The following is a 14,358-nucleotide window of genomic DNA, read 5'->3' as shown; positions in this document are numbered from 1 at the left end:
GTCTCCCGTCCCGCGTGCGCCCCGACGCGGCGCGCACCGACCCGGCATCCGTGTCGGATGCCGGGTCCGGAGGGCTTCAGATCACCAGGACGGGGCGGCCGACGGGAGCGGAGCTCGCGCGGCCGCGACGGAAGGTCGTCGTGCGGTCATTGCCCCAGCGTCCGCCGGGCGGGCGTGGCGGTGCAACGGCTTATCGGGACGGCTGCGGTCGTCGCGGACCGGACCCGTGGGGGAGAATCGCCCGTGTGGTGAACCGGCTCGCGCACGCGACGTCCCCGTACCTCCTCCAGCACAAGGACAACCCCGTCGACTGGCGGGAGTGGGGCGACGACGCGTTCGACGAGGCGCGGCGCCGCGACGTGCCGGTGCTGCTCTCGATCGGGTACGCGGCCTGCCACTGGTGCCACGTCATGGCCCACGAGTCCTTCGAGGACGACGTGACCGCGGCCCAGATGAACGAGGGCTTCGTCAACGTCAAGGTCGACCGCGAGGAGCGGCCGGACGTCGACGCCGTCTACATGAGCGCGACCCAGGCCCTCACGGGGCAGGGCGGCTGGCCGATGACGGTGTTCCTCACCCACGAGGGCAAGCCGTTCTACGCCGGCACGTACTTCCCGCCGGTCCCCGCGCACGGCCGCCCGTCGTTCCGGCAGCTGCTCTCGGCGATCAGTGACACCTGGGCCACCCGGCGCGAGGAGGTCGAGGGCGCGGGCTCCCGGATCGCCGAGGCGGTCGGCCGGCGCACGCTGCCGTCCGGGGGAGCGGCCCCGGACGCCGCGACGCTCGCCGCCGCCGTCCGGGCCCTGGCCCGCGACGAGGACGCCGAGCACCACGGGTTCGGCGGCGCACCGAAGTTCCCGCCGTCGATGAACCTCGAGGCGCTCCTGCGGCACGCGGCCCGGCGCCGGCTCGAGGACGCCGAGGCGGCCGCGGCGCCGTCCGCGGCGGCCCCCGCGGTGGACCTCACGGCCGTCGACGACACCGGCCCCGTCGCGCTCGGGCTCGCCGCACGCACCCTGACGACGATGGCCCGCAGCGGGATGTACGACCAGGTCGCGGGCGGCTTCGCGCGGTACGCGGTCGACCGGGCCTGGGTGGTCCCGCACTTCGAGAAGATGTTGTACGACAACGCACTGCTCGCCCGGGTGTACCTGCACTGGTGGCGGCTCACCGGTGAGCCGACCGGCGCCCGGGTCGCGCTCGAGACCTGCGACTGGATGCTCGCCGACCTGCTCACCCCGGCCGGCGGCCTCGCGTCGTCGCTCGACGCGGACACCCCGGTCCGCGACGAGCACGGGCACGTCCGTGGCGTCGAGGGGTACACCTACGCGTGGACGCCGCAGCTGCTCGTCGAGGCGCTCGGCGCGGACGACGGCGCCTGGGCCGCGCAGCTGTGCCGGGTGACGCCGGCCGGCACGTTCGAGCACGGGACGTCGACCCTGCAGCTCGACCGCGACGTCCAGGCCGACCCCGCGCAGGCGCCGCGCTGGCGCGACGTCCGGGAGCGCCTACGGACCGCCCGCGCCGCCCGCCCGCAGCCCGGCCGGGACGACAAGGTCGTCGCCGCCTGGAACGGGCTGGCGGTCGCGGCGCTCGCCGAGACCGGCGCCCTCCTCGACCGGCCCGACCTCGTCGCGGCCGCCGAGCGGGCCGCCGACCTGCTGCTCGCCGTCCACCTCGTCGAGGAGCCCGGCCCCGGCGGCCGGCCGCGGGTGCGGCTGCGCCGGGTGAGCCGCGACGGCGTCGCCGGCGCCCCGGCCGGCGTCCTGGAGGACTACGGCGACGTCGCCGAGGGCCTGCTCGCGCTGCACGCCGTCACCGGGGAGACGTCGTGGCTCACCGTCGCCGGCCGGCTCCTCGACACCGTGCTCGACGAGTTCGGCGACGGCAGCGGCGGCTTCTACGACACCCCCGCCGACGGCACGGACGCCGCGGTGGCGGCCGTCGGCCGGCCGAGCGACCCGACCGACAACGCCTACCCCGGCGGCTGGTCGGCCGCCGCGCACGCGCTGCTGACCTACGCGGCGCTCACCGGCTCCGGCCGGCACCGGGCGGCCGCCGAGGCGGCGCTCGGCGTCGTCGGCGCGGTCGGCCCGCAGGCCCCGCGGGCGGTCGGCTGGGGCCTGGCCGCCGCCGAGGCGCTGCTCGACGGACCGCGCGAGGTCGCCGTGGCCGGTCCGGACGGCGACCCGCTGCGCGCCAGGTTGCACGCCGTCGCGCTCGCGGCGACCGCCCCCGGCGCGGTCGTCAGCGCCGGACCGCCGGACGCCGAGGACGCCCCGCTGCTCGCCGGCCGCCCCCTCGTGGCCGGCTCGGCCGCCGCGTACGTGTGCCGGCAGTTCGTCTGCGCCGCGCCGACGACGTCCGCCGAGGCGCTCGCCGCCTCGCTCGGCGCCGTCCGCGTGGCACCCGTATCCGGCGACCGCGGACTACCCTCCGCCTAGGGCAGGTCACGCGGAAGGACCAGGCGATGGGCATCCTCTCGACGACACCCGACGGGCTCGACGTGCCGCCGCCGGCGCCGGGCGGCCCGCGCCGCGCGCGGCCCGTCGCGTGGTTCTCGCCCGGCCAGCTGTGGCGTACCGGCCGCGAGGTCGCCCAGGGCACGGTCTTCGCCCGGTTCGCGGACAAGCGCGACGTCGAGGCGATGGCCCCGCGGCAGTTCTACGACCTCTCGGCCGTCGCCGACGCCGACGAGCCGTTCGTCGTCGACTACGTGGCCGACACCGGCGACGGCTACGACGCGACGTTCGCCGTCGCGGCGCACGTCGCACGCGGTGCGTGGGCACCGGACGACGGCACGCCCGCGGCGTCGCTGCTGCTGTTCGGCGGCGACGAGGTCTACCCCGTCGCGTCGGTGCCCGAGTACCGGGCCCGGCTCGTGACGCCGTACGCGCACGCCTGGCAGGCGTTCAGCCCGGGGCCGACGTTCGCCGTCCCCGGACCCACCCCGGACGGGCAGCCGGCCCGGGCCCCGTACGTGCTCGCGGTCCCCGGCAACCACGACTGGTACGACGGCCTCGCGGCGTTCCGCCGGATGTTCTGCGAGACCTGGGTCCGCGACGGCGGGACGTCGTCGGACACGCTGCAGCCCCAGCACCTCGGCTCGGTCGACCGGTTCGCCGGCGGCTGGTCGTGCCTGCAGTCCCGCTCGTACTGGGCGGCCCGGCTGCCGCACGGCTGGTGGGTGTGGGGCATCGACATCCAGCTCGACGCCCCCATCGACGCCGCCCAGCTCGCCTACTTCCGCCGGGCGGTCACCCAGCTGCACGGCGACGACCAGATCGTCCTGTGCACCGCGCGGCCGAGCTGGGTCGACGAGGACGCCGACACCGAGGACTGGACGAGCAACAAGCAGGTGCTCGTGTGGTTCCTGGACCGCGTGCTCGGCCCGGAGCACCGGCACCGGGTGCGGATGCTCGTCTCCGGCGACAAGCACCACTACGTGCGGTACACCCGCGAGGACGTCGCCGCGCCCGCCGACGCGGCAGCGACCGCCGCGCCGAGCGCCCGGCCGGACCACCTCGTGACGTGCGGGTCGGGCGGTGCCTACCTGTCGAGCACGCACCACGTCGAGCCGGAGATCGTCATGCGCTGGGACCCGGTCCCGCCGCGGGTCCCGGTCCGGTACACGGCCCGGGAGCGGTACCCGTCCGCCGCGCAGTCGCGCGCGGTCCGCAACCGCCGCTGGCTGCGGACGGCGTACGTCAACACCGCGGGTCTGCCCGCGCTCGTCACCGGCGTCTACGCCGCCGGCGCCGTCGCCGTCGCGACCCGGTCGAACGGCTGGGGGCAGCTCCTCGGGGTGCTCGTGGCGGCCGTCCTCGTCGGGCTCTTCGGGTACGGCCTCTCGGGGCGGGACACGGCGTCGCGGGCGACCGCCGTCGCCCTCGCGACGGGCCACGTCGCCGTCCACGCCGGGCTCGTCGCGGCGGTCTGGTGGCTCTCGTCGTCCTGGTGGGCGGTGACGGACGACTGGCCGGGCCGGCTGCTGGACCTGGCGCTCTCGGCGGCGACGGCGACCGCCGCGGGCCTGCTCGGCACCGGGGTGCTCGCCGGCTACCTCGCGCTCGCGGACGTGCTCGGGATGCACCACAACGAGGCGTTCTCCGGGCTCGGGGTCGAGGACTACAAGGCCCACCTGCGGATGACGTTCACCGCCGCCGGGATCCACGTCGAGGTGTTCGCCGTGGGCGCGGTGCCGAGGGGGCAGGACGCGGCGGCGACGGCCGCGGCGTTCACCGTCGTCGACGCCTTCGACGTCGTCCGGCCCGGACCGCGGACCCCGTCGGTGGTGTCGCTGCCGCCGGACGTCCAGGTCGCGCCCTGACCGGACCTCCGCCTCTCGCCGGGGCCGCGGTCGTGGGCGAGGCTGGGGACATGGACGAGACCGTCGAGCCCTGGGCCGCCGTACCGACGATCGAGGGCGGCCTCGTCGTCGGGAGCGACGGGTCGCGGGGTGCGGCGTCCGCGCTCGACTGGGCGCTGGACGACGCGCAGCGCCGCGGCTGCGCGGTGCACGTCGTCCGCACCTGGATGCTCGCGACCGCGATCGACGACGTCCCGGGCGAGCCCGGTTCGGTGCCCTCAATGGACGAGTGCGCTCAGGTCACGCAGCGGCTCGTCGAGTCCGACGCGGCCGCGACGGTCGCCGCGCGGGGCAGCGGCACGCACCCCGAGGTCGTCTGCCACGCGGTGCACGGCCCGGCCGGGCCGACGCTCGTCGCCGTCGCGGCGCACGCCGACCTGCTCGTCGTCGGCCACCGCGGGCGCGGCCACCTCGCGGACCTGCTGCTCGGCTCGGTCGCGGAGTACGCGCTGCGGCACGCCACCTGCCCCGTGGTCGTTGTGCGGAGGTAGCGGCAGCGGGACGCTGGGTGCCACCGGGTCGCCGCGACCGGCGAGGGGGTACGGGATGAGCCAGCAGACACCGTCGGGCGCCCCCGGCGGCGGCATCATGCGCCGTCTGGCCGCGGGCGCGGGGGCCGGCCGGTTCGGGGCCGTCTTCGAGTTCGCGGACGCCCTCTTCTCGCCGTCCAAGTCCGCGGCCCGGGTCGCGCGCGAGGAGCAGCGCCGCCGCAAGGTCGCCGTCNCCGAGACCCTCCCCGGTGACCCGCCCGCCGACCCGGTCGTCGACGCCGCCGTCGCGCTGCCCACCGGGCTGCTCGGGCCCGTCGAGCACGCCGACCCGGAGGAGGGCCCCGCGGAACGGCCGGCACCGCCGTCCGCCCGCGGCGAACACCGACCTGACCATCTTCAGTAAGCCGAGTAATCGTGTAATCATCGTTGCATGACGAACAACGCAGACTCGAAGACGGCCGCCGCCTGGTTCGGCGAGCGGCTCCCGCAGGAGTGGACGGCGACGGCGCCCGAGGTGACCGTCGACCGTGAGGAGGTCACCGTCGTCCTCGTCGTCCCCGCACCGGAGACCGAGGCCGGGGCCACGGACGCCGAGAAGGCGGAGGCGGTCGCCGGCCGCGTCGCCCGCTTCCGGGCGGACACCCGGGACCGGCGGATCGCGATCGCCCGCGAGGCCGAGCACCGGTTCGGCCGCAAGGTGGCCTGGGGCGTGCGCGTCGGGGACCGGCGCGAGCTCTTCACCCACCTCGCTGTCCCGGTCATGACCCGGCTGCGTCAGCCGGAGCGGCAGGTGCTCGACACCCTCGTCGACGCCGGGGTCGCCCGGTCGCGCTCGCACGCGCTCGCCTGGTGCGTGCGGCTCGTGGGGGACAACGCCGAGACGTGGCTCGCCGACCTGCGCTCGGCGATGGACTCGGTCGCGAAGGTCCGCGAGGCAGGCCCGGCGCCGTCCGGCGGGCAGCCGGCGGCCGACGAGGCCTGAGCCGGCCGGTCGGCCGGGATCAGGAGGCGGGTGTGCTGTACACCGCGATGGAGACGCCGATGTAGTGCACGGCGAACGCCGCGACGGTCAGCGCGTGGAAGACCTCGTGGAAGCCGAACCAGCGCGGGCTCGGGTCGGGGCGCTGGAGGCCGTAGACGACCGCACCGAACGTGTAGAGCGCCCCGCCGACGATGACGAGCACGACGACGGCGATCGGTCCGTTCGCGAAGAACGACGGCAGGTAGGCCACGGCGGCCCAGCCGAGGGCCGCGTAGGCCGGGACGTACAGCCAGCGGGGGGCGTGCACCCACAGCACCCGGAACAGGACGCCGACGACGGCACCGACCCAGACGATCGTCAGCAGCGTGCGGGCCTTGCCCTCGGGCAGGAGCAGGACGCTGAAGGGCGTGTAGGTGCCGGCGATGATGAGGAAGATGTTCGCGTGGTCCAGACGCTTGAGGATCGCGTGCGTGCGCGGCGACCAGGTGCCGCGGTGGTAGACCGCGCTCACCCCGAAGAGCAGGCACGCGGTCACGGCGAAGATGGCGGTCGAGACCCGGGTGGTGGTGGTCGGGGCGAGCGCGACGAGCACGATCCCGGCCGCCAGGGCCAGTGGGAACGTTCCCGCGTGCAACCAGCCGCGCAGATGGGGCTTGACGAGCTCGATCGCGTTCCCTCGCTCCATCCCCTCACTCTACACCTACGCCACCGTAAGTTACGGCGGCGTAGGTTGTGGTGTTCCCGTGAGACCCGGTCGCGTGGACGCGCGGCCCGCCGGGCGGCGGTACGGTTGCCCGAGCGCGTGCGGACGCCGTCCGCGTCCGACCGTGGGAGATCGTCATGGGGCTTCGTTCGGTGCTCTACGGGGCCTACGAACGCAGGCTCGCGCGGGCGCTGACGCCGACCGCGATCCCCAAGCACGTCGGTGTCATCCTCGACGGGAACCGCCGGTGGGCCAAGGCTTCCGGGGCGCGCGCGAGCCACGGCCACCGGGCCGGCGGCGACAAGGTCCTGGAGTTCCTCGGCTGGTGCGACGAGGTCGGCGTCGAGCACGTCACCCTGTGGCTGCTCTCGACGGACAACCTGAGCCGCAGCGCGGAGGAGCTCTCGGCGCTGCTCGAGATCATCGAGGACGTCGTCGAGCGGATCGCCGCCTCCGGGCGCTGGCGGGTCCACCCGGTCGGGGCCCTCGACCTGCTCCCGGCGCAGCTCACGCAGCGGCTCAAGGAGTACGAGGACTCGACGCGCACGGTCGAGGGCATGCACGTCAACGTCGCCATCGGCTACGGCGGCCGCCGGGAGATCGCGGACGCCGTCCGGTCCCTGCTCCAGGAGCACGCGGCGCGCGGGACGTCGATCGAGGAGCTCGCGGAGATCCTCGACGTCGAGCACATCGCCGGCCACCTCTACACCCGTGGCCAGCCGGACCCGGAGCTCGTCATCCGGACGTCGGGGGAGCAGCGGCTGTCGGGGTTCCTGCTGTGGCAGAGCGCGCACAGCGAGTTCTACTTCTGCGAGGCGCTCTGGCCGGACTTCCGGCACGTCGACTTCCTCCGGGCGATGCGCTCGTACGCGGAGCGGGAGCGCCGGTTCGGCGCGTGAGGCCGCCGCGTGATGGCCGCCGCCGCTCCGACGGTTGACACGTAGAGTGGTCGGGCGAGCGCTAAGAGTTACATTGGGGTGAAGGCAGTCGTCCGCCCCGAGGAGTCCCGTCGTGCCGCACCCCATCACTCCGCCCCAGCACGGGACCCCGGACGCCGGTGACGGGGCCCGGGGCCGGCGGGCGGTCCTCGCCGCCGGCGCGAGCGCCGCGCTCGGTGCGTTCGGGGTCGCCGCCGCCCAGCCCGCCGAGGCGGCCGCGGGCGGCAGCATGCTCATCGGCCGGTCGAACTGGGCGAGCACGTCGGGCACGACGCTGTCGTCCACGACGACCGGGACCACCCTGTGGTGCAAGGCGACCGTGGGCAACGGGCTGCTCGGCGACACGACGTCGTCGGCGCGATGGGGCGCCTACGGCCGCAACCTGTCCGGCGTCACCGGCAGCGCCGGTGCGCTGCGCGGGGACGGCGGGCGCAACCTCGGCCTCTACGCCAACACGACCTCGAACCTGTCGTGGGGCGTCCTCGCGCGGAACAAGGGCACCTCGTCGTCGGCGGCGACGGGCGGCGCGCTGCGCGCCGAGGGCCGCAACAACATGGCGATCTTCGCCGACACGTTCACCGAGGTCACCGACGTGCCGGCGATCACCGCGCTCGGCGGCGACGGGGAGTTCCACGGGACGGCGCTCGTCGCCGGGGGCGCGTCGTACCTCGACGGCGAGGCCAAGGCCCTGCGCAACTACGTCGGCGTGCTCGGCGCCGGTGCGAGCCCCGGGCAGAACATCCTCCAGTACGCCCCGGTCGTGTCCGGGGAGGCGGACTACCACACGGTCACCGACGCGGTGACCCTCGACGGCAGCGGAGCCGCCACGGTCGACCTCGCGAACGACTGGGCGGAGCGCTACGCGCCGTTCCTCGTCGCCGTCGACATGGCGACGCTGCGGATCGCGCTCACCGCTGTTGGTGCGGCGATGCCGAACCTGCACGCGGTGTGGACGCCGTCGTCGGCCGCGACGACCTTCGGGATCGCCGGCGGTTCCGTGGGTGGCACGGTGCACTTCACGATCACCGCCAAGCGGGTCCAGGTGACGCTCGCCGACGTCGCCGGTCTGGCGGCGTCCGGGCCCGCACCCGCCGCACCCGCCGACGGGACGACGCGGGGCGCCGCGCGCGCGGCCGCGGCCACGGCGCGGGTCACCCGGACGGTCCCGGTCCGGCGCCGCTGACTGGCCCGCGGCCGACGTTCAGCGACCGGGGTCCGGCTCCGGGTCCGGCTCCGGGGGCGCGGTGCCGTTCTGGTCCGGCGGGGTCGACTGCCCCGGTTGCGTGCCGGCCGGCGGCGGGCGCAGCCCCCAGGACAGCGGCGGCGCCGGATGGCCCGGCGCCGGGCCGGTCGGGACCGGCTCGGCGGTCGGGGTGGTCGCGGGCTGGGCCGGCCAGGCCGGCTCCGGCGCCGGGGCGGCCGCCGCGACGAGCCGGCCCGGGACGTACGCGGGCTGCGGCTGCGGCAGTGCGGTCGCCACCGGCGCGTGGTTGCGGTGCGCGTCGACCGCGGCCGCGTGGTACGCCTCGAGCTCGGCCGCGAACGCCGGGTCGGCGTAGAAGGTGCCGTCGACGAGCGGGCCGCGGCGCTGCTCGAGGACGGCGACGACGTCCTCGCCGTTGAGCGTCTTGTGCGTCTCCAGCGCGTGCGCGAGCGCGAGCACCTGCGCCCGGTTCTCGCGCAGGTAGCGCTCGGCCTCCTCGAAGAGCCGGCTGAGGTTCTGCTCGATGCGCTGCCCGAGCTGGGCGTGCGCGGGCTCCTCCCGCTTGCCGCCGAGCTGGGCCCCGAAGCCGATGCCCGACGAGCCGGTCTGCTTGCCGCGCGGCTCCGGGCCGCCGGCGTGGATCTCCAGCTGCTGGAGGGCCGGCAGGCTCGTGATCGAGGAGCCCATGCCCCACTGCGACTCCATGAGCGCGGCGAGGTAGGTCGCGCTCTCGAGGTCGCCGGAGACGCCGGAGGAGTTGTCACCCTCGAAGAAGAGCCGCTCGCCCGCGAGCGACGCGAGGCTCACGAGGATGTCGCTCTCGTGCTCGCTGCGCCACCGGGTGAACTGGTCCTCGGTCTTCACGCTCGCGACCATGCCGAGGTAGGTGCTGCCCTTCTCGATCGTCGCGAGGTCGATGTCGTAGTGCGCCCGGGTGCGCCAGGCCAGGACGGCGTGGCAGGCCTCGTGGACGGCGACCGCGTGCCGCTCGCGCTCGATGTACTCGACGTCCTCGGGCGGGCCGAGCTGTTTGCGCTGCTTGGCCTTGAGGACGTCGGCCCACGTGACGACGTCGCGGTCCTCGGAGATCGCGTAGATGAGCGACTCGTTGACGAGGTCCTTGATCGTCGCCCCCGTGGCGTACGGCGTGATCGTCGCGAGCTTGTCGATCTGCTCCGCGGTGAGGTCGTGGTTCACCTTGGAGAAGTAGCCCTCGTAGGTGCGGACCCGGCCCGCCTTGCTCGGGTAGCCGACCCGGTAGATCCGGTCGAGCCGGCCCGGCCGCAGCAGCGCGGGGTCGAGCGCCTCGGGCAGGTTGGAGGCCATCATCACGAGGATGCGGTACTTCGGCGGGGGCTTGGGCCGCATGCCGAGCGTGCGGCGCAGCACCCGGTTGACGAAGCCGCGCGGCTTGGTGAGGCCGGACAGCTCGGTGAGCAGCGCCTGCAGCGTGCCCATCCCGCCACCGCCGCCGTTCATGTTCGGCACGATGACGCGGTCGACGATCGAGCGCGGCGCGCGGCCGGCGGTCGAGGCCCGCTCCGCCTCCCACGGGCGCTCGGCGAGCAGGGAGCGGCCCGGTGCGGACAGGTGCGCGAGCCCGTGGCAGGCGTGCGCCGCCGGGGCCGGAGTGCTCGCCATCCCCGGCGTGCCGGCACCGGCGCCGCGGCTGCCGAGCGAGTCCGCCTCGTCGAAGAAGACGATGACGCCGCCGTAGCGCAGGGCGAGCTTGCGCAGCTTGCGGAACAGCGCCTTGACCTTGAGGATCCCGACGCCGAAGAACATGTTGTTGAAGGCGCCCGGGTCGACGAACACGTACGGCTTGCCCGTCTCGCCGGCCACGGCCTCGGCCATGAGGGTCTTGCCGGTGCCGGGCGGTCCCCAGAGCAGGATGCCGGACGGCACGTGGCCGCCGCGGGCCTCGATCGCCTCGGGGTTCTCCAGCAGGACGATGTTCTCCTTGACCCGCTCGAGGACGTGGTCCTGGCCCCAGACGTCGGAGAACCGCTTCTCGATGTCCTCGGGGAAGTACGTCTCGACGCCGCCGCGGGACATGAACCAGAAGATCGCGGCGAACTGCAGGATGCCCAGGGCGATGATGAACGTGTACTGGATGATCATCGGCAGCGCCGCGATGATCCGGGCCGGTGCCTGGAAGAGCGCGAGCACCGGCGGGGCGCCGGTGACCTTGCCGAGGACGAACGCACCGAGCGCGATGACGACGACCCACTTGACGACCCGGGCCAGCCGGTACCGGTTCCACGGGTTGAAGCGGCGCTCCCACCAGCGCGTCGTCCGGCCGAAGACCTTCTCGCTCCAGAACCGGTGGTAGCCCGCCCAGCGCTCGCTGACGACGAAGTGCAGCTGCCGCAGCAGCTCCACCACGACGAGCGTCGGCAGCCAGGTGTTCTGCCGCAGGATGTTCGACGAGGCCTCGCCCCAGCCGCCGACGGGGCTGATGCGCAGGTACTCGTTCCACACGAGCAGGCCGAGGACGACGCCGAGCAGCAGGAGGAACTTCACCCGGTCCCACAGCCCCAGCGGCTTGCGGGTGCCCTTGACCTTCCAGGGGAAGCGCGGGTCGGCGTCGGCCGAGGTGGCCGAGGTGGCCGAGGCGGGCGCGGCGACCGCGACCGCGCCGGACGCGGGCTGCACGGCGGCGGTCGGCAGCACCGCGGTCGGCAGGACGGCGGTCTGCACGGGAGGCGGTGGCTGCGTCCCCGGCCGGACGGCCTGCTCGATCCGGTTCATGCTGCGGGTCATCGTCGTCAGGGCGACCGCCAGGACGACGACGATCGCGACGGTGACGACCGCCGCGAGGGCGACGAGGGCGAGGGTCATGCGGTGCCTCCGATCGGGCTGCGCAGCCCCGCCCGCGGGGCGCTCACGGCTGCGCCTTCACGGTGAAGCTCGACATGATCTGGTCGACGACCTGCTGGTTCTTCGCGAAGCACGCGACGGAGCACCAGATCTGGATGACGTGCAGGTGGTCGCCGGTGCGGTCGGCGACGGCCATCTTGTCGACGACGACGGTGACGTCGGGGACCACGGGCTTGTCGCTGACGCTCTTGGCGGCGAGGTCCGTGACGTCGAAGGAGAACAGGCTCGTGACCCGCAGCCCGGTGGCCTGCGGGGTGTCGACGACCTCCTCCTTGCTGCCGAAGTCGGTGATCGCCGTGTCGTCGAGCTGGGCCTGGTTGGCGAACTTCACGAGGGCGTGCCGGGAGCCGGGCGTCAGCGCGTCGCGCAGGACCTCCTGCGTCACCGGTGCGGAGCCGCCGAGCTTGACGGTGAGCATCTGGACGACGGGGTCGTCGGGCGGGGAGATCGGCAGCTTGGACTCGAAGTGGCTCGGGTCGGGCCGGCCGGCACCGTCGTAGAACGCGACCCACCGGCTCGCCGTCGGCTTCGCGTAGCCGAGCGCCGTGGGGTCGACGGAGGCCCAGCCCGCGGGCAGCTTGACGACGATGCTCCGGTCGGCGTTCGCGACGTACTGGTACGGCGGCGGTGACCCGCAGGCGGCGAGGAGGGCCGCGGTGGCCACGGCGGCCGCGGCCGCCCGGCGGCGGACCGGCGTCCGCGGACGCACCCGACCTCCACCCCTGCCCAGCGGGTCCGTCGACATAACACGCCACCCGCCCTCGTCGAGGTCACGATTGGGCAAAGAATCGCAAGTGCAGAGCGTTTTTGCACCCCCTGGTCCGACATTCGAGCCCGGGTCGATGAGGTGTAACTCACGGTTCACACAGTCAAGTCTTCGTGCCCATTCCGTTGCGCTGAGTCATCGGTTAGCGTGCGTCACGTCGTCGGTGGAGGGCTTGCGGCTCTCGTACCGTGCGGCGTCCGGGTCGCCTACGCAGGGGAGTCCGCCGTGGTCACGAGCCGCAGAACCGCCGCCGGAGAGCCCGTCAGAACCTTCGTGGTCGACACGTCGGTCCTCCTCTCGGACCCCAGGGCCGTGCTCCGCTTCGCCGAGCACGAGGTCGTCCTCCCGGTCGTCGTCATCACCGAGCTCGAGGGCAAGCGGCACCACCCGGAGCTCGGCTACTTCGCCCGCCAGGCGCTGCGGCTGCTCGACGACCTCCGCGTCCAGTTCGGCCGCCTCGACGAGCCGCTGCCCGTCGGCGACTCCGGCGGGACGCTGCGGATCGAGCTCAACCACGCCGACCCGACGGTGCTGCCGGCCGGGTTCCGCGCGATGGACAACGACACCCGGATCCTCGCGATCGCCCGGGCCCTGGCCGCCGACGGCAAGCACGTGACCGTCGTCAGCAAGGACCTGCCGATGCGGGTCAAGGCCTCCGCGCTCGGTCTCGACGCCGAGGAGTACGAGGCCGAGAAGACGGTCGACTCGGGCTGGACCGGGATCACCGAGATCGACATCAGCGCCGAGGTGATGGCGACGCTCTACTCGGAGCAGACCATCGACCTCCCGCAGGCGGCCGACCTGCCCTGCCACGCGGGCCTCGTGCTGCTGTCCTCGCGGGGGTCGGCGCTCGGCCGGGTCATGCCCGACAAGCAGGTCCGGCTGGTCCGCGGCGACCGGGACGTCTTCGGCGTCCACGGCCGCAGCGCGGAGCAGCGGATCGCCATCGACCTGCTCCTCGACTCCGAGATCGGCATCGTCTCGCTCGGCGGCCGGGCCGGCACCGGCAAGTCAGCGCTGGCTCTGTGCGCCGGGCTCGAGGCGGCGCTCGAGCGGCGCCAGCACCGCAAGGTGCTCGTCTTCCGCCCGCTCTACGCGGTCGGCGGCCAGGACCTCGGCTACCTGCCCGGGACCGAGGCCGAGAAGATGAGCCCCTGGGGGCAGGCGGTCTTCGACACGCTCGGCGCGCTCGTGTCGCAGGAGGTCGTCGAGGAGGTCATCGACCGCGGCATGCTCGAGGTGCTGCCGCTGACCCACATCCGCGGCCGCTCCCTGCACGACGCGTTCGTCATCGTCGACGAGGCCCAGTCCCTCGAGCGGAACGTGCTCCTCACGGTGCTCTCCCGGGTCGGGCAGAACAGCCGCGTCGTCCTGACCCACGACGTCGCCCAGCGCGACAACCTCCGGGTCGGCCGGCACGACGGCGTCGCGGCGGTCATCGAGGCGCTCAAGGGGCACCCGCTCTTCGCCCACGTGACCCTGACCCGGTCGGAGCGCTCCCCGGTCGCCGCACTCGTCACGGAGATGCTCGAGGGCCTCGAGCCCTGAGGGCACGGGTGACGGCCGCGCACAAGGAGCGGCTGAGCAGCCCGCGCGGTCACTTTCGGCGAACGAAACGTGTGTCTGTACTCACTTTCGTCGACGCAGAGTGATCGTGAACCGTGCAATGTCACGGTTGTGTCACGGAAACCTCTCGCCTGACTTGAGTCTGCGCGCGTCCCGGGTGACGGTGGAGGACGTCACCACCCCGCACGCGGGCCACGGCGGCGCCGGCGAAGGAGCCGGTGCAGCGGAACGGCCGGCCGCGTGCCGCGCGGCCCGAGGGGTCGCGCCCGGACCTCACGGTCCCGGACCAGGAGCCAGCACCGACGGCGAGACCCGCCGTCCGGTCGGTCGCGCCTGCCGGGGCGGCGGTCCGGGGGACCGCCCCGCGCCGCACACGGCGCGGCCACGAGAGGGAAACCACCGCGTGTTCGGCATGCACCGACCTGCCCGCCCCGGCGGGCGCGACCGACCGGACGGCGG

10 protein-coding genes are annotated in these 14,358 nt (G+C 74.4%); 7 read left to right on the top strand and 3 right to left on the bottom strand.

Features of this window, described 5'->3' with window-relative positions; translation table 11 throughout:
• Positions 1-245: 245 nt before the first annotated feature.
• From ECOMGDLI_RS08650 to ECOMGDLI_RS08630, 4 genes are all read left to right on the top strand, one after another.
• Positions 246-2,444, top strand: coding sequence for a thioredoxin domain-containing protein (locus ECOMGDLI_RS08650; protein ID WP_088316096.1), 2,199 nt, complete (start codon positions 246-248; stop codon positions 2,442-2,444).
• 26 nt (positions 2,445-2,470) lie between these two features.
• Complete coding sequence (locus ECOMGDLI_RS08645) at positions 2,471-4,330, top strand: hypothetical protein (protein WP_088316094.1); 1,860 nt, start codon at positions 2,471-2,473, stop codon at positions 4,328-4,330.
• A 50-nt stretch (positions 4,331-4,380) separates the two neighbouring features.
• Entirely contained in the window at positions 4,381-4,860 is a 480-nt protein-coding gene (locus ECOMGDLI_RS08640; RefSeq protein ID WP_088316092.1) for a universal stress protein, read from the top strand.
• Positions 4,861-5,290: 430 nt separating this feature from the next.
• The gene (locus tag ECOMGDLI_RS08630; RefSeq protein WP_088316088.1) at positions 5,291-5,842 is read left to right on the top strand and encodes a hypothetical protein; all 552 of its coding nucleotides are present in this window, start codon (positions 5,291-5,293) and stop codon (positions 5,840-5,842) included.
• A 19-nt stretch (positions 5,843-5,861) separates the two neighbouring features.
• Here ECOMGDLI_RS08630 and ECOMGDLI_RS08625 read toward each other — a convergent pair whose 3' ends face one another.
• Positions 5,862-6,527, bottom strand: coding sequence for a hemolysin III family protein (locus ECOMGDLI_RS08625; RefSeq protein WP_088316086.1), 666 nt, complete (start codon positions 6,525-6,527; stop codon positions 5,862-5,864).
• Between the two features lie 155 nt (positions 6,528-6,682).
• Between ECOMGDLI_RS08625 and ECOMGDLI_RS08620 the strand changes: the two genes are divergently transcribed.
• Together ECOMGDLI_RS08620 and ECOMGDLI_RS08615 are read left to right on the top strand one after the other, a co-directional pair.
• Entirely contained in the window at positions 6,683-7,444 is a 762-nt protein-coding gene (locus ECOMGDLI_RS08620) for an isoprenyl transferase (protein WP_088316084.1), read from the top strand.
• Positions 7,445-7,556: 112 nt separating this feature from the next.
• On the top strand, positions 7,557-8,666 hold the full coding sequence (locus ECOMGDLI_RS08615) for a hypothetical protein (RefSeq protein WP_088316082.1): 1,110 nt from the start codon (positions 7,557-7,559) through the stop codon (positions 8,664-8,666).
• Between the two features lie 18 nt (positions 8,667-8,684).
• Here ECOMGDLI_RS08615 and ECOMGDLI_RS08610 read toward each other — a convergent pair whose 3' ends face one another.
• The gene (locus ECOMGDLI_RS08610; RefSeq protein WP_198954696.1) at positions 8,685-11,528 is read right to left on the bottom strand and encodes an AAA family ATPase; all 2,844 of its coding nucleotides are present in this window, start codon (positions 11,526-11,528) and stop codon (positions 8,685-8,687) included.
• 43 nt (positions 11,529-11,571) lie between these two features.
• Complete coding sequence (locus tag ECOMGDLI_RS08605) at positions 11,572-12,276, bottom strand: hypothetical protein (protein ID WP_088316080.1); 705 nt, start codon at positions 12,274-12,276, stop codon at positions 11,572-11,574.
• A gap of 282 nt (positions 12,277-12,558) precedes the next feature.
• Here ECOMGDLI_RS08605 and ECOMGDLI_RS08600 point away from each other — a divergent pair, with 282 nt between their 5' ends.
• Positions 12,559-13,881 carry a PhoH family protein gene (locus ECOMGDLI_RS08600; RefSeq protein WP_088285287.1) on the top strand — a complete coding sequence of 441 codons (1,323 nt, stop codon included), beginning with the start codon at positions 12,559-12,561 and terminating at the stop codon, positions 13,879-13,881.
• Positions 13,882-14,358: the final 477 nt, after the last annotated feature.

The organism is Kineosporia sp. R_H_3, from assembly GCF_002198675.1.
Classification (GTDB): domain Bacteria; phylum Actinomycetota; class Actinomycetes; order Actinomycetales; family Kineosporiaceae; genus R-H-3.
This window is presented reverse-complemented; position numbering and strand designations above follow the sequence as displayed.

Bases quoted from the DNA above. Each gene is read 5' to 3' on its own strand.
- ECOMGDLI_RS08630 (WP_088316088.1), top strand. From the start codon at position 5,291: ATGACGAACAACGCAGACTCGAAGACGGCCGCCGCCTGGTTCGGCGAG.
- ECOMGDLI_RS08645 (WP_088316094.1), top strand. From the start codon at position 2,471: ATGGGCATCCTCTCGACGACACCCGACGGGCTCGACGTGCCGCCGCCG.
- ECOMGDLI_RS08640 (WP_088316092.1), top strand. From the start codon at position 4,381: ATGGACGAGACCGTCGAGCCCTGGGCCGCCGTACCGACGATCGAGGGC.
- ECOMGDLI_RS08625 (WP_088316086.1), bottom strand. From the start codon at position 6,527: ATGGAGCGAGGGAACGCGATCGAGCTCGTCAAGCCCCATCTGCGCGGC.
- ECOMGDLI_RS08610 (WP_198954696.1), bottom strand. From the start codon at position 11,528: ATGACCCTCGCCCTCGTCGCCCTCGCGGCGGTCGTCACCGTCGCGATC.
- ECOMGDLI_RS08620 (WP_088316084.1), top strand. From the start codon at position 6,683: ATGGGGCTTCGTTCGGTGCTCTACGGGGCCTACGAACGCAGGCTCGCG.